This window comes from Rhodoferax saidenbachensis, assembly GCF_001955715.1.
Taxonomy (GTDB): Bacteria; Pseudomonadota; Gammaproteobacteria; order Burkholderiales; family Burkholderiaceae_C; genus Allorhodoferax; species Allorhodoferax saidenbachensis.
Window position 1 is genome coordinate 1,169,531 of sequence record NZ_CP019239.1, and the last position, 18,460, is coordinate 1,187,990.

19 protein-coding genes are annotated in these 18,460 nt (G+C 61.5%); 15 read left to right on the top strand and 4 right to left on the bottom strand.

Annotation, left to right across the window (positions count from 1 at the left end; translation table 11 throughout):
• Positions 1-700 precede the first annotated feature (700 nt).
• The 3 genes from RS694_RS05585 to pdxH form a co-directional block, all read right to left on the bottom strand.
• Positions 701-2,971: a xanthine dehydrogenase family protein molybdopterin-binding subunit gene (locus tag RS694_RS05585; protein WP_029706084.1), complete on the bottom strand. Its 2,271-nt coding sequence runs from the start codon at positions 2,969-2,971 to the stop codon at positions 701-703.
• A gap of 17 nt (positions 2,972-2,988) precedes the next feature.
• Positions 2,989-3,447, bottom strand: a complete 459-nt coding sequence (locus RS694_RS05590) for a (2Fe-2S)-binding protein (protein ID WP_029706083.1) — start codon at positions 3,445-3,447, stop codon at positions 2,989-2,991.
• 324 nt (positions 3,448-3,771) lie between these two features.
• Complete coding sequence (gene pdxH, locus RS694_RS05595; protein ID WP_029706082.1) at positions 3,772-4,410, bottom strand: pyridoxamine 5'-phosphate oxidase; 639 nt, start codon at positions 4,408-4,410, stop codon at positions 3,772-3,774.
• A 167-nt stretch (positions 4,411-4,577) separates the two neighbouring features.
• Here pdxH and RS694_RS05600 point away from each other — a divergent pair, with 167 nt between their 5' ends.
• The 8 genes from RS694_RS05600 (at position 4,578) to RS694_RS05635 (ending at position 11,291) form a co-directional block, all read left to right on the top strand.
• Positions 4,578-5,042, top strand: a complete 465-nt coding sequence (locus tag RS694_RS05600) for a (2Fe-2S)-binding protein (protein ID WP_029706081.1) — start codon at positions 4,578-4,580, stop codon at positions 5,040-5,042.
• An 11-nt stretch (positions 5,043-5,053) separates the two neighbouring features.
• A complete protein-coding gene (locus tag RS694_RS05605; protein ID WP_029706080.1) occupies positions 5,054-7,192 on the top strand; it encodes a xanthine dehydrogenase family protein molybdopterin-binding subunit in 2,139 nt (712 codons plus the stop codon).
• Between the two features lie 25 nt (positions 7,193-7,217).
• Complete coding sequence (locus RS694_RS05610) at positions 7,218-8,222, top strand: XdhC family protein (protein WP_029706079.1); 1,005 nt, start codon at positions 7,218-7,220, stop codon at positions 8,220-8,222.
• Entirely contained in the window at positions 8,212-8,844 is a 633-nt protein-coding gene (locus RS694_RS05615) for a nucleotidyltransferase family protein (RefSeq protein WP_241463853.1), read from the top strand. Before RS694_RS05610 ends, RS694_RS05615 begins: the two co-directional genes overlap by 11 nt.
• Positions 8,845-9,272: 428 nt before the next feature.
• Positions 9,273-9,791, top strand: coding sequence for a hypothetical protein (locus tag RS694_RS05620; protein WP_029706077.1), 519 nt, complete (start codon positions 9,273-9,275; stop codon positions 9,789-9,791).
• Positions 9,792-9,816: 25 nt separating this feature from the next.
• Positions 9,817-10,053 (top strand): hypothetical protein, encoded by a 237-nt coding sequence (locus RS694_RS05625; RefSeq protein WP_029706076.1) that lies wholly within the window; start codon positions 9,817-9,819, stop codon positions 10,051-10,053.
• A gap of 15 nt (positions 10,054-10,068) precedes the next feature.
• Positions 10,069-10,443, top strand: a complete 375-nt coding sequence (locus RS694_RS05630; RefSeq protein WP_051391683.1) for an iron chaperone — start codon at positions 10,069-10,071, stop codon at positions 10,441-10,443.
• Between the two features lie 17 nt (positions 10,444-10,460).
• Positions 10,461-11,291, top strand: a complete 831-nt coding sequence (locus RS694_RS05635) for an amidohydrolase family protein (RefSeq protein ID WP_029706074.1) — start codon at positions 10,461-10,463, stop codon at positions 11,289-11,291.
• A 69-nt stretch (positions 11,292-11,360) separates the two neighbouring features.
• Here the strand turns inward: RS694_RS05635 and RS694_RS05640 are convergent, their stop codons facing one another.
• Positions 11,361-12,152, bottom strand: coding sequence for an IclR family transcriptional regulator (locus RS694_RS05640; RefSeq protein ID WP_029706073.1), 792 nt, complete (start codon positions 12,150-12,152; stop codon positions 11,361-11,363).
• Positions 12,153-12,290: 138 nt separating this feature from the next.
• Here RS694_RS05640 and RS694_RS05645 point away from each other — a divergent pair, with 138 nt between their 5' ends.
• From RS694_RS05645 to RS694_RS05675, 7 genes are all read left to right on the top strand, one after another.
• Positions 12,291-13,301: a TRAP transporter substrate-binding protein gene (locus RS694_RS05645; RefSeq protein WP_029706072.1), complete on the top strand. Its 1,011-nt coding sequence runs from the start codon at positions 12,291-12,293 to the stop codon at positions 13,299-13,301.
• Positions 13,302-13,306: 5 nt separating this feature from the next.
• Positions 13,307-13,753 (top strand): type II 3-dehydroquinate dehydratase, encoded by a 447-nt coding sequence (locus RS694_RS05650; RefSeq protein ID WP_029706071.1) that lies wholly within the window; start codon positions 13,307-13,309, stop codon positions 13,751-13,753.
• Between the two features lie 77 nt (positions 13,754-13,830).
• Positions 13,831-14,529, top strand: a complete 699-nt coding sequence (locus RS694_RS05655; RefSeq protein ID WP_029706070.1) for a TetR/AcrR family transcriptional regulator — start codon at positions 13,831-13,833, stop codon at positions 14,527-14,529.
• 131 nt (positions 14,530-14,660) lie between these two features.
• Positions 14,661-15,206 carry a TRAP transporter small permease gene (locus RS694_RS05660; protein ID WP_029706069.1) on the top strand — a complete coding sequence of 182 codons (546 nt, stop codon included), beginning with the start codon at positions 14,661-14,663 and terminating at the stop codon, positions 15,204-15,206.
• A gap of 14 nt (positions 15,207-15,220) precedes the next feature.
• The gene (locus tag RS694_RS05665) at positions 15,221-16,498 is read left to right on the top strand and encodes a TRAP transporter large permease subunit (protein ID WP_029706068.1); all 1,278 of its coding nucleotides are present in this window, start codon (positions 15,221-15,223) and stop codon (positions 16,496-16,498) included.
• A gap of 96 nt (positions 16,499-16,594) precedes the next feature.
• Positions 16,595-17,590 (top strand): TRAP transporter substrate-binding protein, encoded by a 996-nt coding sequence (locus tag RS694_RS05670; protein ID WP_029706067.1) that lies wholly within the window; start codon positions 16,595-16,597, stop codon positions 17,588-17,590.
• A gap of 27 nt (positions 17,591-17,617) precedes the next feature.
• Complete coding sequence (locus tag RS694_RS05675) at positions 17,618-18,451, top strand: shikimate dehydrogenase family protein (RefSeq protein ID WP_029706066.1); 834 nt, start codon at positions 17,618-17,620, stop codon at positions 18,449-18,451.
• Positions 18,452-18,460 lie beyond the last annotated feature (9 nt).

Here is an 18,460-nt window from a genome sequence, read left to right on the forward strand (position 1 = left end):
TTCGTTGGTTTTTTCTTGCTTGGCGTGTCGGGATGTGCGCCCGACAGCGCACTCACTTTCTTTTGCTTCGCCAAAAGAAAGTAAGCAAAGAAAAGGCGACCCTGCTGTCTGCGACCCTCCGCTACGCTGCGGGCAACCTGCGGTGCTCGAATGCGGTGGGGTGCGCGCAAACTCGCTTCGCTCAAACATGCACGCCCCTTGATCCACCGCCTTCTGCGCTCCTCGGCGCAGCCAGAAGGGATTGAGGGGAATACAGGCCATCGCTACGCTGGGCCCAGCGAGATGAATACCCGTCCGCGCTACGCGTGGACGAAGTTCGGTATTTGGTATCCGGCTGTTGGGTTTGCGTTAGCGCCGTAATGAGGAGGCGAGTAGCGCAGGTTTGGGCGGATGAGGGCTGGCGATTGTTTGAGCCCGCAGGGCGAGTTCGAGCCAGACCCCGCTCAAACCGAGCAACGCAGCGTGCCCGCAGGGCCGACGAATCCGGCTCGCCTTTCTTTGCTTACTTTGGTGTTTGCGTAACTTCGCTAGGCGAAGTGAGCGAACCCCGCGTGCTAAGCACGCCTTTGGCGATGCAAAGAAAACCCGCTTTGCGGGTTTCTATAAAGTGAGTGCGCTGTCGGGCGCACAACCCGACACGCCCCACATCAAACAATCCCCGACAACACCAACAAACACCCCGAGAGATATCTCCCGGCGGTTACGCCAACTTGAACGGCAAACTCCGCTGCGTCTTCCCCGTAATCTTGGCAATCGCATTGGCAAACGCCGGCGCCAACGGCGGCAGCCCAGGCTCACCCATGCCCGTCGGTGCATCCGCACTGGGCACCAGGTACACCGCGATTTTCGGCATGTCAGTCAGACGCGCCACGGTGTAATCGTGGAAGTTGCTTTGCTCCACGCGCCCGTCCTTGAAAGTGATGGCCGAGCCGGGCAGGCAGGTACCCAGGCCCATCAGCGCGGCGCCCTGCACCTGGGCTTCGATGGACCGCGGGTTGACCGCCAGGTTGCAGTGCACCGCAGCCGTGACCGCGTGCAACTTGGGTACGCCTTTGGTTACAGACGCCTCGGCCACATAGGCGACCACGGTGTCAAACGATTCGTGTACCGCCACGCCCCAGGCCTGGCCCTTGGGCAGTTTGCGTTTGCCGTAGCCGGACTGCTCCACGGCCAGCATCAGCGCGGCGGTGTGGCGCGGGTGTTTGTCACCCATCAGGGCCAGCCGGTAGGCCACCGGGTCCTGTTTGGTGGCACGGGCAATTTCGTCGACCAGCGTTTCCATGACGTAGGCCGTGTGGGTCGAGCCCACGCTGCGCCACCACAACACCGGCACATTCACCTGGGGGTGGTGCACCGACAGGCGCATGGGCACGTCGTAGGGTTCGCGCATGCCTTCGACCATGGTGCCGTCGATACCGTTCTTGACCATGCCCTGGAACGGTGTGCCACCCAGAATGGACTGGCCCACGATCACATGGTCCCAGGCCAGCACGTTGCCCTTAGCGTCAAAGCCGATGTCGGCGCGGTGCACATGCATGGGCCGGTAGTAGCCGCCCTTGATGTCATCTTCGCGGCTCCACACCACACGCACGGGTGCGTCCAGCCCGGCTGCGCGCGACAGCTTGGCCACGGTGCAGGCTTCCACCACGTAGTCGGCCGTGGGCACGGCACGCCGGCCAAAGCCGCCACCGGCCATTTGCACGTTGATCTTCGTGTTGCCAGGTGCCACGCCAAGCACCTTGCTGGCCGCTATTGCGTCCAGCCCAGGCATCTGTGTGCCTAACCACAGCTCGGCTTTGGCGTCTGCGCCGCTGCCGGTGAGGGCGATGGTGCAGTTCAGCGGTTCCATGGGCGCATGGGCCAGGTAGGGGAAGACAAACTCGGCGCTGATCTTCTTAGGGGCCTTTGCCAGGGGCGTCATGTCGCCCGTAATGTGCACGGCGCCGGTTTTTTTGGACAGGGCGCGGTAGCTGGCTAACTGCGCCTTGCTGTCGACGGCTTCCACGCCACTGGTGTCCCATTCCAGCACCAGCGCGTCACGCGCCTGCTTGGCCGACCAGTAGCCGTTGGCCACCACGGCGACCCCTTCGCCACCGCGGTCCACGGGCATGCGCAGCACCGCTTTCACGCCGGGGATGGCCTTGGCCGCTGCGTCGTTGACGGATTTGAGCTTGGCGCCAAACACCGGCGGGTGCGCCACCACGGCGGTCAACATGCCGGGCAGGCGCATGTCGATGCCGTAGGACTGGTTGCCAGTGGATTTGGCCTGCGCATCCAGGCGGCCCGTGGCCTTGCCGATGATGCGGAAATCCTTGGGGTCTTTGAGCGTGACTTTCTCGGGCACAGGCAGGGCCATGGCGGCCTGCGCCAACGCACCGTAGCCGAGTGACTGGCCGTTCGGCCCCAGCACTTGGCCCGCGCTGGTGCGCAGGCTGCCGGCGTCCACACCCCACTGCGCAGCGGCGGCCGACACCAGCATGGCGCGCGCCCGCGCACCGAGTTCGCGGTACTGCAGATAGGAGCGTTTGATGGAGCCCGATCCGCCGGTGATGTGCATGCCAAATGCCGGGTCCACGTAGGCCGGGTCGGCGTCGCCGTGGCGGCTGCGCACCAGGCGCCAGTCGGCGTCCAGTTCTTCGGCCAGCACCATGGGCAGCGCGGTGGCGATGCCCTGGCCGAACTCCAGCCGGTTGACGGCCACGGTGACCACGCCATCGGGCGCGATGTGGACGAAGGCGCCGGGCTGCTGGAACGGCTTAAGGCCCGTGCTGGCCGGGGCGCCGCCTTGCGCCATGCCCACCAGCGGGTAGGCGCCCAGCGCCAGCCCGGAGGCCACGCTGACCTTGAGGAAGCTGCGGCGTGGCATGCCACTATTTGCTACGGTTTCAGGAGCGCCTTGCGCACGCCGCATAAGGGCTGCAATGCCTTTTGGCAGTTGGTCCAGGGAGTCTGTGAGGGTTTCGAAGTGCATGGTGTTTCTCCCGGGGCTCAGGCCAGTTGTTTGGCAGCAGCGTGGATGGCACCACGGATGCGGGCATAGGTTCCACAGCGACAGATGTTGCCGGCCATGGCCGCGTCAATGTCGGCGTCGCTGGGTTTGCGGTTGCTTTGCAGCAGCGCGGTGGCACTCATGATCTGACCGCTTTGGCAGTAGCCGCATTGCGCCACGTCCAGGGCCACCCAGGCTTGCTGCACAGCTTTGCCCACCGGGTCTGCGCCCACGGCTTCAATGGTGGTGATCTTTTGCCCCGCGGCGCTGGAGGCGGGGGTGATGCACGAGCGGATCGCCGTGCCGTTGAGGTGCACTGTGCAGGCACCACACTGGGCCATGCCGCAACCAAATTTGGTGCCGGTCATGCCCAGCGTGTCCCGCAGGGCCCACAGGATGGGGGTGGAGGGATCGGCGTCTACCGCCGTGTCTTTGCCATTGATATTGAGCGTGAGCATGGGGCGCGTCCTTGTTGTGCAAGGGCGCAGACTACCTGAAATCGGAAATTTCTGCCGGGAGCCTGTTTACGGTCTGTACGGGGCCACGCAAGTGCCTTTTCGGGATGGGCTGCTAGGCGCAAAACGCAACCGGGCTGGTGCCCGGTAAGGCTTTGCAACGCCGCAGATCGCCCGAAAAGGCACTTGCCCTTCGGGTTGGGACGAAATCGGGCGACTTGCCCGCCAAATTCCTTGTGTGGGCATGAGCCCACACGGCGAAATGTTGGCAGACAACTCATCCCGATTGCGTCCCAACGTGACCCCGTACAGACCGTAAACAGGCTCCTAGGGCGCCAGACGTTCCCGCAGCCAGTTCTGATCGGGCTGGATGCGGTACTGCAGCCGGTCATGCAGGCGGCTCTTGCGGCCTTGCCAGAACTGCCAGTTGTCGGGCTTGAGCCGGTAGCCGCCCCAGTGCGGCGGGCGTGGCGGTTGCAGCAAAAACTGGGCGGCGTATTTGGCAGCGTTGGCTACCAGCACACCGCGCCCCGAAATCACCTGGCTTTGTGGCGAGGCCCACGCACCGATGCGCGAATCCAGTGGGCGGCTCTTGAAATAGGCGTCGCTTTCTGCATCGCTTACTTTCTCCACCACACCTTCAATACGCACCACGCGCTCCAGTTCCACCCAATGGAACTGCAGCGCGGCATACGGGTTGCCGGCCAGTTCCTGGCCCTTGCGGCTGTCGTAATTGGTAAACCAAGTGATGCCTTGTGCGTCATACCCCTTGATCAACACGATGCGGGTGCTGGGGCGCAGGTTGCTGCCCACAGTGGCCAGCGTCATGGCGTTGGGCTCGGGCACTTGCCCGGTGATGGCTTCATTCAGCCATTGGTCAAACTGTTGGAGCGGGTCGGCGTGCGAGGCGCTTTCGTCCAGTTCGGCGCGTTCGTAGCTTTTGCGGAGGTCGGCAATGGAAGTCATGGCACCAGTATAGGAGTCTGCCTTGAGCCGTGGTGTGCGGGCGCAACCGACGAAAACTATCCGACGTATTAGGGCTTACCCGCACACTCCCCGGACGCCACAGGACTAAATTGTGGTGTGCACGACAACCAGAGGCCGCAAGCCCCATCTACCGAGGAGAGACTCCCATGAGCGTCAAATTCCAAGTCAATGGCAAGGCGGTGACCGCCCAGGCCGAACCCGACACCCCGCTCTTGTGGGTGATCCGCGATGAGCTGGGCATGACCGGCACCAAGTTTGGCTGCGGTGCGGCTTTGTGCGGTGCGTGTACGGTGCACCTGAACGGCACGCCGGTGCGTTCCTGCCAGACGCCACTGTCCACGGTGGCCGGCAAGAAGGTGGCCACGGTCGAAGGGCTGTCCCGCAACAACACCCACCCGCTGCAGGTCGCGTGGATCAAGCACGACGTGCCCCAGTGCGGTTACTGCCAGTCGGGCCAGTTGATGAGCGCTGCGGCATTGCTCGCCGGTAACAAAAACCCGACAGACGCCGACATCGACGCCGCCATGAGTGGCAACCTTTGCCGCTGCGGCACCTATCCCCGTATCAAGGCCGCCATCAAGGATGCGGCCTCCACGATGCGCAAAGCCTGAGGAGCAGCACCATGACCACCATCCAAAACGCTTCGCGCCGCGACTTCCTCAAGACCTCTACCGCTCTGGCGGGCGGCGGCCTGCTTATGGGCATTGCAGTGCCCGGTGCACTGCAGGCCGCTGGCACCGTGCACACGCCCAATGCCTGGGTGCACATTGCCGACGACAACACCATCACGCTGATCTCGGCGCGCTCCGAGATGGGGCAGGGCGTCTACACCTCCATGCCCATGTTGATTGCCGAAGAGCTCAACGTGGACCTGCGCAAGGTCAAGGTGCGCATAGCCCCGCCCAACGCCAAGCTCTATGGCAATCCGCTCTTGGGCGGCCCGCAGCTCACCGGCGGCTCGACCTCGGTACGCGATGGCTGGGAAAAGCTACGCATCGGCGGGGCCCAGGTGCGCGAAATGCTGATCAGCGCCGCCGCGAATAAATGGAATGTGGACCGCTCCACGCTCAAAGCCGCCGACGGCATGGTGATCGGCCCGAAAGGTAAAAAGGCCAGCTATGGATCACTGGCGGCCGATGCTTCCAAGCTGCCGGTGCCTGAGAAGGTGAGCATCAAGGACCCCAAGGACTTCACCATCGTGGGCAAGCGCACCAAGCGTCTGGACACCCCCATGAAGGTCAACGGCACGGCCGAGTTTGGCATCGACGTGAAGCTGCCCGGCATGGTCTACGCGGCGCTGGAGCAGTGCCCGGTGATCGGCGGCAAGGTCAAGTCGTTTGACGCGGCCAAGGCCAAGTCCATGCCCGGCGTGATTGCTGTGGTGGAGATTCCCGATGGCGTGGCCGTGGTGGCCAACAGCTGGTGGCGCGCCAACATGGCGCGCAAGACCGTCAACATCACCTGGGACGAAGGTGCGGGTGCGAGCCTGAATGAAAAATCCATGCTCGACAGCCTGCGCGGTGCGTCCAAAACCGGCACACCGATTCCGCTCAAGGCGGTGGGCGATCCCGAGGCCGTGATTGCTGCGTCCAGCAAAGTGGTGCGCGCCGAGTACGCCAGCCAGTTGCTCTCGCACTCGCCGCTGGAGCCGATGAACTTCACCGCCGACTACAACAACGGCAAGGTGCGCCTGATTGGCCCCACCCAGTGGCAGGACGCCGCGCAAAGCGCGATTGCCGCCGCCGTGGGCGTCAAGCCCGAAGACGTGAGCGTGGAAACCACCTTCCTGGGTGGCGGTTTTGGCCGACGCATTGACATCGACTTCATCATCCAGGCCGCGCAAATCTCCAAGGCGGTGGGCAAGCCGGTCAAGCTGGTGTGGTCGCGTGAAGACGACATGACACACGACTTCTACCGCCCGCAGGCCATCCACACCATGGCCGCGGCGCTGGGCGCCGATGGCAAGCCCACGGCCATGACCTTCCGGCTGACCTCGCAGTCGGTCACCGGACGCATCTTTGGCCTGCCCGCGCCAGTGCAGGACCCGCTAATGACCGAGGCCGCCGTGGCGGGCTACGAGATTCCGGCCTCGCGGCACGACGTGGTCAAGCACGACGCAGGCTTGCGCGTGGGCTACTGGCGCTCGGTCAGCCACGCGCTCAACGCCTTTGCCAACGAGAGCTTTATTGACGAACTGGCCATTGCTGCGGGCAAAGACCCCTACGCCTACCGCATGGCGCTGCTGGAGAAGCAGCCGCGCTTTGCCAATGTGCTCAAGCTCGCGGCGGACAAGGCCGGCTGGGGCACACCACTGCCCGCGGGCCGCTCGCGCGGCATTGCGCTCATGGAGGGCTACGACACCTACATGGCCCAGGTGGCCGAGATCAGCATGGAAGGTGGCGCGGTCAAAGTGCACAAGATGACCGTGGCCGCCGACCTGGGCCGCATGGTCAACCCCGACACGGTGGAGGCGCAGATCCAGTCCAGCATCGTGTTTGGCCTGGGGGCTGCCACCATGCAGGAGATCACGCTGGTCAATGGCCGCGTGCAGCAGACCAACTTCCACCAGTTCCCGCTGGTGCGCATGTACGAGACCCCGGTGATCGACATCACACTGGTCAATAGCACCGAGAAGCCCGGTGGCATTGGCGAGCCCGCCACGGCGCTGGTAGCACCCGCCATTGCCAACGCGGTGGCGGCCCTCACCGGCAAGCGCGTGCGCAAGCTGCCCATCACCGAAGCGGCGATTCGCGCGGCCTGAGCGGCAAAGCCGCTACAGTGCGCCTATGGAAAGTCTGGACCTTCGGGTATTAGGGGATGCGCTGGCCTGGAAACAGGCCGGCCACGCCGTCACGCTGGTGACGGTGGTGGAGACCTGGGGCAGTGCGCCGCGCCCGCCCGGTGCGCTTTTGGCTGTGCGCGACGACGGTATGGTCAGCGGCTCGGTTTCGGGTGGTTGTGTGGAGGACGATTTGATCGCTCGCACCAAGGCCGCGCTGAACCAGCCGTCGGAGGCCTCGCCCACCCAACCGTTCATGATGGCTTACGGCGTGAGCAAGGAAGAGGCGGCACGCTTTGGCCTGCCCTGCGGCGGTACGTTGCGCCTGGTGCAAGAGCCACTGCACGACACGGCGTGGATCAGTGAGGTGCTGCAACGCACGGCAGACCACCAACTGGTGGCACGCACCCTGACCCTGTCTACCGGTGTGGTGGCTTTGCATGACGCCGTGCGTGGCCAGGCCATGCAGTTTGACGGCACCACGCTCACCACGCTGTTCGGCCCGCGCTGGCGCCTGTTGCTGATTGGTGCTGGCCAGCTCTCGCAGGCCGTGGCCAACATGGCCACGGCGCTGGACTTTGAGGTGCTGGTGTGTGACCCGCGTGAAGAGTACGCCAGCATGGTGGGCGGCATGCCCGGCGTGCGCCGTATGGAGGGCATGCCCGACGACGTGGTGCGCACGCTGCAGCCAGACGCCCACACCGCCATCGTGGCCCTCACGCACGACCCCAAGCTTGACGACATGGCCCTGCTCGAAGCACTGGGCAGCGACGCGTTCTACGTGGGCGCCCTCGGTTCGCGCCGCAACCAGGAGACGCGCAAAAAGCGCTTGGCCGAACACTTTGATGTGAACGAGGCCCAGCTGGCGCGCCTGCACGGCCCGGTCGGCTTGAAGATTGGTGCACGCACCCCGGCAGAGATTGCCGTGTCTATCTTGGCCGAAATCATCCAGGTCAAAAACACGGTGGCCACGCCCGCCGTGGTCCACACCGCCCCCAGCTGTGCCACCTGAATCGGTGGCTACGTTGGTAACTGCAGACGAAGCACAGCACCTGCCCGTGTTGCTGGTGCTGGCCTCGGGCCGCGGCGAACGCTTCACCGCATCGGGCGGCACCACCCACAAATTACAAGCGGACTTGTGTGGCAAACCCGTGCTGCAACACACGCTGGACACCGTGCGCGCCAGCGGCCTGCGCTGGCACCTGGAAGACGCGGGCCACCCCGGCATGGGCGACAGCATCGCCGCCGCCGTGCGCGCTACGCGCGATGCTCCGGGCTGGATGGTGCTGCCTGCTGATCTGCCCTTGATACGACCGCAAACCCTGGTCGAGATTGCACGCGCGCCCATGGCCGTAAATGTGCTGGTACCCAGCTTCGAAGGCCAGCGCGGCCACCCGGTGCGCTTTGCGGCTGCGTGTGGCGACGCACTCGCCAGTTTGCAAGGAAATCAGGGTGCAGCCCCCGTGGTAGCTGCGCAAGCAGCTATGAAATTCATAGTGAGTGACGCGGGCTGTGTGGTGGATATTGATACGGTGGAGGACTTGCGCAGGGCGGCTGGGTTGTTGGCTGAGCGGGCGGAAGTTGGTGGTTCAGAGATCGCACCGCAGGCAACATACGGATTCAAAATCAAGTGAAAACAATCACTTTGCGGCTGCAAGGGAGGCAGCACTCATGACAACTGAGTCAAGTTATTTCGCATTTTTGCGGTCTATAGCAAGTTGAACATCTGAAAATGCAGTTGCTCCTTCAGAACCCTATTGTTGGTTTCCTTGTTGGCTTCCTTGGCTTTGCGTTCATCGGCTACGGGTTGGTCCATGTTGCGAGTGGTCGCTCCTTTCGAGATCAGTCGCCAAAGTCGAAGCGAACAACGGTTCTTCTTGCGCTCGCGCAGTGGCCATATTTTTTAATGCTGGCGTATAGCCTGATGCAACTAGTAGGCCGATCCCAATGAGCGCGTACATCGCAAAGTATTCTCTTGATGAGATGTGTAGCCTTTCATTGCGGTGGATCTGGGCCAGCTTCACTGGCTGGTCTGTTGAATTTAGACGTTAGTCTTCGACATATGTCGGTGCTTCAATCTCTCGCCAAACAAAAGACTGATGCGGAACTAAACCGCCAGCTCGCAGCGTTGTCGCGATCCATTGAAGCAATTTGTCATGAGCATGCAGCTCAAGGCCGCTTCAACTCTGGTGCAACGCTCAAGCGCGTTCTTGCAGCTTGCAAAGACGCGACAGAAAAGCAACGAGATACGGCAATCAAAGAATATCTATGGGCGGCAAGCCAAGCACTGCTGGCGAGTCAGTCGTGGGTTGAATGTCTTGTCCTAGATGCTTCGCAGTCAATAGACTCTTTGCACATCGAATCCGAAAAACACATCAAAGAAATCTGCGAAAAGATCGGCAAGCCTGATCTGGTCGCTCGGCTTCTTTTGGATTTAGAGTCCACGGAAGTCGCTGCAAAGAACGATATAGCTTTGGCGCTGCGCTCTGGGTTTGCAGAAAGAAGTCGAGGCTTGGTCAGAAGCGGTGCTGGTTTCGTTCTGCGGCTCCTTTCCAGGATCATAAAAGGAGGGGCAGCGTGATGACTGTCCCTTACTTCCACGCCAGATGCATCGCATCTTCATGCGCCGACTACTTCAACTCACCGTAGCGCTTTGCGTGCTGGGCATAGTCCTGTTGCTTGCCCTTCTTTTCCAGGGTTCTGCAGAGCAGTTCCCGACCGAAGAGCAAGAAGAAAAATTTCGCATCGCCATCGGTTTTCTGATCTTTCTTCTGATCACAGCTGCGGGCATAACGCTAGTGGTATTGAAGCGTTTGAAGTGGCAGTCGCTTTCACAGAAATAGCTGCTGGCAACAGCCATGACCACCCAGCGCCCCACCACCATCGCCGAATACATCCAGGCAGCCCCGGCGAAAGGGAAGCCGCATTTGCAGCGGGTGTACGCCATTCTCAAAAGTGTTGCGCCAGAGGCCGAGGAGGCGATCAAGTGGGGAACACCTTTCTTTTTGGAGCCTCGCTTCCTGTTCGCTTTCTCTGCGCACAAGGCACACCTGAACTTCACGCTCACAGAGGCGGATTGGGATGTCTTTCGCATTGAACTGGAAAAGCACAAGACGACGAAGAATTTTCTCCAGGTCCCCTATGACCAAGCTGTGCCAGAAGCGTTGATCCGCACGATTGCCGAGCATCGACTTCGCGTTGTCAGCGAACGTGAAGATGACGCATTTTGGTAAGTGCAAGAATCCAGCGCATGACAGCACCCAACCAACCCCGCATCGACTGCCACGTCCACGTCTTTGACCCGCAGCGTTTTCCCTACGCACCCGACGCCTGGTATGTGCCCAACCCCGCGGAGACCGGCACGCCCGATCTGCTGGGGCAGGTGCTGGATGCACATGGTGTGGCGCATGCGCTGATCGTCGGGCCCAACTCGGGCTATGGGCTGGACAACCGTTGTCTGTTGGACACCCTGCAGCGCGGAGCGGGGCGTTACAAGGGCGTGGCCGTGGTGCGCAACGATGCATCGCGCGCCGAGCTGCAAGACCTGCAGGCGGCGGGTGTGGTGGGCGTGGCGTTCAACGTGGCCTTGCTGGGGCTGGACTTTTACAGCGACATTGGACCACTGCTGCAGCGCCTGCGTGACCTGGGCATGTGGGCGCAAGTACAAGTGCAGGGCGACCAGTTGGCCAGCCTGCGCCCGCTGCTGCAAGACAGCGGTGCGCGCCTGCTGTTCGACCACTGCGGCCGGCCTGACCCGGGGCAGGGCGTGGGGCAGGCCGGGTTTGCTGCGCTGCTGGCGTTGGCAGAAACGCAGCGTGCCGTGGTGAAGCTGTCGTCACTGAGCAAATGTTCTGCGCAGCCTTTTCCGCACCGCGATGCCTGGCCGTATGTAGCGGCGCTGGTGCAGGCCTACACACCGCAGGCCCTGGTGTGGGCGTCGGACTGGCCCTTCCTGCGTGCGCCCGAGCGCATCGACTACGGGCTGGTGTTGCAGTTGATGGAAACGCTGCTGCCCGACGCGGCGGCGCGGCAGGCGGTGTACTGGGACACACCGCGGCGCTTGTTTGGCTTTGATGCTTGAGATTTGCTACTGAATAGATAGCTGCTTGCGCACATGCCATAAGGGCTAGAGCCCTATTTCACTTAAAAATCACGCCTTGCCCAATGGCGGCCGGCCGAACATGGTGGATGCGTTGCTGATTGGCCCGAGCTCCGCCGCGGCGGCCAAGAGCGCCGGGGCGATCTCGTGCATGCGCTCCGGCGTAAAGCGGATGCGCGGCCCGGCGATGCTGATGACACCTATGGCTTCTTTGCGCCGGTACACCGGTGCCGCCATGGCGCTCATGCCTGGGGCAAACACTTCGTCGATCATGGCGTAGCCGCGCACGCGTGCGGCGTGCAAAAAGCCCAGTAGTGCCTTGACGGTAGTGGGGGCCTTGGGGCCGTAGTCCTTGACCGCACCAAAGCCCTGTTTGGAAACCACCTCCAACGCACGCTCGTCGCTCATGGTGAGCAGCCATGCATGGCCCGATGCGGTGCACGACAGGCGTGCGTCCATGCCCATGTCGGGGTCGTAGCGCAGGCCCTTGCGCATGCCCTGCGACTTGGCCACCCAGGTGAGGCGGTCTTCGTCCACGATAGACAGGCGCACCAGCTCGCCCGAGGCTTGGGCCAGGCGTTCCATCAGCGGTTCGGCAATGTCCACAATGCCGGCGCCGCTCAGGTAGCCCAGGCCCAGCGACACCAGTTTGGTGGTGAGTTGGTATTCGCCGTGTTTGTGGGCCTGGCGCACATAACCTTGGAGTTGCAGTTCGGCCAGCACGCGGTGGCAGGCGCTTAAGGGAATGTCCAGTTCGCCGGCCAGTTGCGCCAGTGCGAAGCCGTCAGGGTGCGCGGCCATGTGCTCCAGGATGGAGAGGCCACGGGTAAGTGCGGTGCTCATAAGGGGTAAGAGGCCTTTGATTTCATATTAAGGAAAGGTTTTCCAATTTGGAAACTGTTTCCTGTTCACTCCAAATAATACTGCTCAGGAGCGAGGCACCCTTCCAGACCTCGCCCAGACACCCCAGGAGACAACACCATGCGTAGATCATTTGTACTCGGCCTCAGCGCCCTAGCTTTGGCCATCACCAGTTTCGGCGCCTCGGCCCAGGACATTCAGGAGCGGACCATCAAGTTCGGCCACCTGAACAATGCCGGCCATCCCACCAGCTTGGGCGTACGCAAGTTTGCCGAGATCGTGACGGCCAAGAGCGGCGGCAAGATCAAGGTGCAGGAGTTCGCCGCATCCGCGCTGGGCAACGAGCTGCAGCAGCAGTCGGCGCTGCAGGGCGGCGTGCAGGAGATGTTGGTGGCATCGACCACCTCGTTGAACGGCATCGTCAAGGAATTCGGCTTGCTCGACTTCCCATTCCTCTTCGCCAATGCCAAGCAGGCCGATTCCCTGGTGGATGGCCCGCTCGGAAAAATGCTCACCGCCAAGCTGCCTGAAAAAGGCGTGGTGGTGCTGGGCTTCTTCGATCTGGGCTTTCGCAATGTCACCAACAGCAAGCGGCCCATCATGAAAGGTTCCGACCTCGAAGGCCTGAAGCTGCGTGTGATCCCGAACCCTGTGTTCCTGGAAACCTTCAAGACTTTCAAGGCCAACCCCGTGCCCATGGCGTTTGCCGAACTGTATGGCGCGCTGGAAAGCAAAGCCGTCGATGGCCAGGAGAATCCTTTTGCAGTGATTGAGTCGAGCAAGCTCTACGAAGTACAGAAGTACGTGAGTGGCACCAACCACGTTTACGCGACCAATCCCATTCAGATCAGCAAGCGTTTCTGGGACCGCCTCTCACCGGTGGAACAGAAGATTATTCAAGACGCCGCCACGGAAGCCCAGAACTGGCAGCGTGTTGTCAGCCGCGAAGTTTCCAGCAAAGCCCTGGGTGAGCTGACGGCTAAAGGCATGCTCTACAACGACATCCCGGCCGCCGAGCTGGCCAAGATGCGTGCCGAAGTGCGCCCCGTCTATGACAAGTTCTCTGCCGCTTACGACCCGGCTGTCGTGACCCTTTTCAAGGCTGAACTGGAACGGGTTTCGAAGCTGTGAGTCCTATGAAAATTGTTGTCCTGCACGGCCCGAACCTCAACCTGTTCGGGCGGCGCGAACCGCATATCTACGGCACCACCACCCTGGCGGAAATCAACGCCAAGCTCGAGGCCTTGGCCAAAGAGCTGGGGGTGGAGCTGGAGATACTGCAGTCCAACCACGAAGGCACTCTGATCGACAAGCTGCATGAGCGCATCGACACGGCGGCTGGCGCGCTGGTCAACCCCGCGGGGTTGACGCAGCACGGCGTGCCGCTGCACGACGCGATCAAGGCGATGCCGTTTCCGGTGCTGGAAATCCACATGTCCAACATCGCCGCGCGCGAGACCTGGCGTGCGCATTCCATCATCTCGCCAGCGGTGAAAGCCACCATCCAGGGCCTGGGCTGGCGCTCGTACACCATGGGTTTGCGTGCGCTGGTGGAGCTGGCGACGGAAGCCGCGGCGAAGTAAATACGACTGCGTGAAAGGGCGGACCGGTGCACGTGCAATGACTGCCATGCGCCGCGTGCCGCTCTTATACTCGCGAAATGAACGAGTTGGTACATTCCACAAAATCAGTGGCCACAGGCCGCAAGACCGCAACGCCAGCCAAGGCGACCAAGGTCATTGCGTCGCGTACCAACGATCCAGTGCGCACCATGGCCGGCATTCTGGAGGTGGCGACCAAGGAGTTTGCCAACAAGGGGCTGAGCGGCGCGCGTATCGACGCGATTGCCGAAGCCACCCACACCAGCAAACGCATGATCTATTACTACTACGGCAGCAAAGAAGGGCTGTACGTGGCAGTGCTGGAGGAGTCATACCGGCGCATGCGGCAGATCGAGAGCGAACTGCATCTGGAAGACCTGGAGCCCGAAGCGGCGCTGCGCCGTCTGGTGGAGTTCACCTTCGACCACCATGCGTGCAACGAAGACTACATCCGCCTGGTGATGAACGAAAACATCGAACGGGGGAGCTACCTGGCACAGAGCAAGTCCATCCAGGAGCTCAATGTGCCGGCCATCCTGGCCATCCGCTCGCTCTACGACCGGGGCGTCCAGCAGGGCGTGTTCCGCCCGGGCCTGGACCCGGTGGACATCCACGCCTCGATCTCGGCGCTGACGTTCTTCAACGTCTCCAACCGCCATACCTTCGGGCTGATCTTCAAGGACAAGGCACAAGCCGCCATGTCTGCAGCCCGTCGCACCAGCGTCACCGAAATGGTGGTGCGTTTTGTCCGCAAGTAGGGCCTTCTAGCTCTATTCACTTTTGGCATAACAGCTATCTCTGTTATGCGCGGCGACTTCAGGGAAAACCCGAAGTATTAAAAACTAACTAGTTCGTACATTAACGGGTAAGAACCGTACTGGAGACATGCGTGATCAAAAAATTCATTGATGGTTATTGCCAGCTCATTGGCTACCTGATTGCCGCCGCCATGGCGGTCATGGTGGTGCTGGTGTTTGGCAACGTAGTGATGCGTTATGCATTCAATTCGGGCTTCACCGTGTCGGAAGAGCTCTCGCGCTGGCTCTTTGTCTGGGTGACTTTCCTGGGGGCCGTGGCCGCATTGCGCGACAAGGCCCACCTGGGTACCGACATGCTGGTGGGCAAGCTGGGTGCCAAGGGCAAGCGCATCTGCATGGGCGTGTCGCTGGTGCTGATGCTGTACTGCCTGTGGCTGGTGTTCAAAGGGTCGTATGACCAGGTCATCGTCAATTGGGACACCACCAGTGCGGTGATGGAAATTTCCATGGGCCTGTTTTACGCCTGCGGCGTGGTGTTTGCGGTGCTGAGTGCCCCCATCCTGCTGCTGGAGCTCTACAGGCTGTTGACCGGCCAGGTCGACGATGCCCACCTGGTGTTGATCCAGGAGTCGGAAGATGTGCCGCACGGCAGTACCGACACCAAGACCGCCAACTGATTCAGGAATCCGCCATGACTATCGTTATTTTTCTGGGTTCCCTGCTTGCCGCCATGGCACTGGGTGTGCCAATCGCCTTTTCGCTGCTGCTGTGCGGTGCCGCCCTGATGTGGCAGATGAACATGTTCGATGCGCAGATCCTCGCGCAAAACGTGATCGAAGGTGCCAATAGCTTCCCGCTGCTGGCTGTGCCTTTCTTCATGCTGGCCGGCGAAATCATGAATGCGGGCGGCCTGTCACGCCGCATCGTGAACTTTGCAATGGCACTGGTTGGCCATATCAAGGGTGGTTTGGGTTACGTGACCATTGTGGCGGCGGTCATCATGGCGTCACTCTCCGGCTCTGCCGTGGCCGACGCCGCTGCGCTCACGGCTCTGCTGCTGCCCATGATGGTGGCCGCGGGCCATGACAAGGCGCGCTCCGCAGGCCTGATTGCATCGGCCGGCATCATCGCCCCCATCATTCCACCGAGTATCGGCTTTGTGATCTTTGGCGTTGCCGCCAATGTGTCCATTTCCAAACTGTTCATGGCCGGCATCTTCCCGGGTGTGTGGCTGGCCTTGTCGCTGGTGGCGACCTGGTGGTGGCTGGTGCGCAGGGAAGTGGTGGTGCCGCCACCCCGCAAGTCTCTGTCTGAAGTAGTGGAGGCTTTGCGCCTGGCTACTTGGGCGCTGGTCTTGCCATTCATCATTATTTTTGGTCTGAAGTTTGGCGTGTTCACGCCCACCGAGGCAGCGGTCGTCGCTGCGGTGTACTCGCTGTTTGTTTCTACGGTGATTTACCGGGAACTCAACCTCAAAAAGCTGGTGCCCCTGTTTATGGCGGCGGCCAAGACCAGTGCGGTCGTGATGTTCCTGGTCGCTGCCGCAATGGTGTCAGCCTGGATGATCACCGTGGCCAACCTGCCCGCTCAGGTGGTGGAGTTGCTGCAACCCTTGCTCGACAGTCCGCGCCTGCTGATGCTGGCCATCATGATTTTGACCATGGTGGTGGGCACCGCGCTGGACATGACGCCCACCATCCTGCTGCTGACGCCCGTGCTGATGCCCGTGGTCAAGGCTGCAGGCATTGACCCGGTGTATTTCGGTGTGCTGTTCATCATCAACAACGCGATCGGCCTGATCACGCCGCCAGTGGGTACCGTTCTCAACGCCGTGGCGGGTGTGGGCAAGGTCAGCATGGACGAGGTCACCCGGGGTGTCATTCCTTTCATGATTGCCCAATTTGCCATCATGTTTTTGATGGTGGCCTTCCCGCAACTGGTGATGGTGCCGGCCCGCTGGTTCTATTGATTCGCAGCCGCAGGGCGCGACTGGGTACGCCGCGTCCTGCAAGCCTTGTATGCAGGCGTACAACCCTTGCAAATACTTTTTACTAGGAGACAAACCATGAAGCGTCTATTTCTGAAATCCGTTGCTGCCGCCGCTGTGCTCGCCGTGTGTGGTGTTGCCTTTGCGCAGGAACGCACCATCAAGTTCACGACCCAGAATCCCAAGGGCCACCCCCTGGTGATGGGCATGGAGAAATTTGCCGAAATCGTGCAAGCCAAGTCCGGTGGCAAGATCAAGGTCAACCTGTTCCCTGGCGGCGTGCTGGGCGGCGATGCCCAAGTCGTGTCTGCGATGCAGGGCGGTACCGTAGAGATGGCATCCCTGAATTCCGGCATTTTGGCCAGCCAGGTCAAGGACTTTGAAGTGTTTGATCTGCCCTTCCTGTTTGCCAATGGCAAGGAAGCAGATGCCGTGGTGGACGGCCCCTTTGGCAAGAAGATGCATGCCAAGCTGGAAGCCAAGGGGCTGGTTGGCCTGACCTATTGGGAGTTGGGCTTCCGCCAGATCACCAACAGCAAGCGTCCCATCACCAAGGTGGAAGACATCGTGGGTCTGAAGCTGCGCGTCATCCCCAATGCCATCAACCTGGACTGGACCAAGGCACTGGGTGCGAACCCCACGCCGCTGGCTTTCCCCGAGGTGTATGCCGCGCTGGAGCAGGGCGCCATCGACGGGCAGGAGAATCCTTTGAGCGTGATTGCCGCCAACAAATTCTTCGAAGTGCAGAAGTACGCCACGCTGACCAACCACCAGTACAACCCGCAATCGGTGTTGATCAGCAAGAAGTTCTGGGACACCTTGTCGGCCGCAGAGCAGAAGATCATCAGCGATGCTGCTGCGGAGTCCACCACGTACCAGCGTCAGCAGGCGCGTGAGCAGGCCAACACGGCCCTGGACGCCGTCAAGAAGGGTGGCATGCAGGTGAGCGAATTGTCTGCAGCAGAGCTGGCCAAGTTCCGCGAAAAAATGAAGCCGGTGATCGACAAGCATGGCGCAGCCAGCCCCGATGCGCTGGCAGAGCTCAACGCCGAGCTGGCCAAGCTGCGCAAGTAAACCTTTGTCCCGGGCCCACCACACATGATCATCAATGGCAACACCGAGCTGATTGCGCACATCGGGTTTCCCACGCACGCATTCAAGGCTCCCATGATCTACAACCCCTGGTTTGAAAAAGCCGGGGTCAATGCGGTGGTGGTTCCCATGGGCTGCAGGGATACGGATTACGCGGGCTTTTTGCGTGCGGTGTTCTCGCTCGCGAACATCCGCGGTGCGCTGATCACCATGCCGCACAAGGTCCCGACGATAGATCTTCTTGACGAGGTCATGCCCACGGCCGCCATTGCCGGTGCCTGCAATGCAGTGCGCCTGGGGCCCAACGGGCAGTTGCAGGGCGAGATGTTTGACGGTGAAGGTTTTGTACGCGGCGTGCGGCGCAAGGGTTTTGTGCCCGAAGGTGCACGGGCGCTGGTGGTCGGTTGCGGTGGCGTTGGCTCTGCCATTGCAGCGTCGCTGGCAGCCGCAGGTGTGGGTGCCATTGCGCTGTTTGATGCCCGCGCTGAGTCGGCGCAGGGGCTGGCGCAGCGTCTGACGGACCACTACCCGCTGCTGGAAGTCAGCACGGGCAGCAATGACCCCGCGGGGTTTGATCTGGTCGTGAACGGCACGCCCATGGGCATGAACGAGGGCGACCCGCTGCCCGTCGATGTGTCGCGCATTTCGCCGGACACCTTTGTGGGCGAGGTCGTGATGAAGCAGGAGATGACGGCCTTTTTGAAAGCCGTGCAGGCGCGGGGATGTCGTTTCCAGGTGGGTTCGGACATGTTGTTTGAAATGATCCCGGCCTATCTGGAGTTTTTTGATCTCCCCAGCACCACGCCTGAAGAGTTGCGTTCTATTGCCACGCTAAGTTACTGAGTGAGTTAT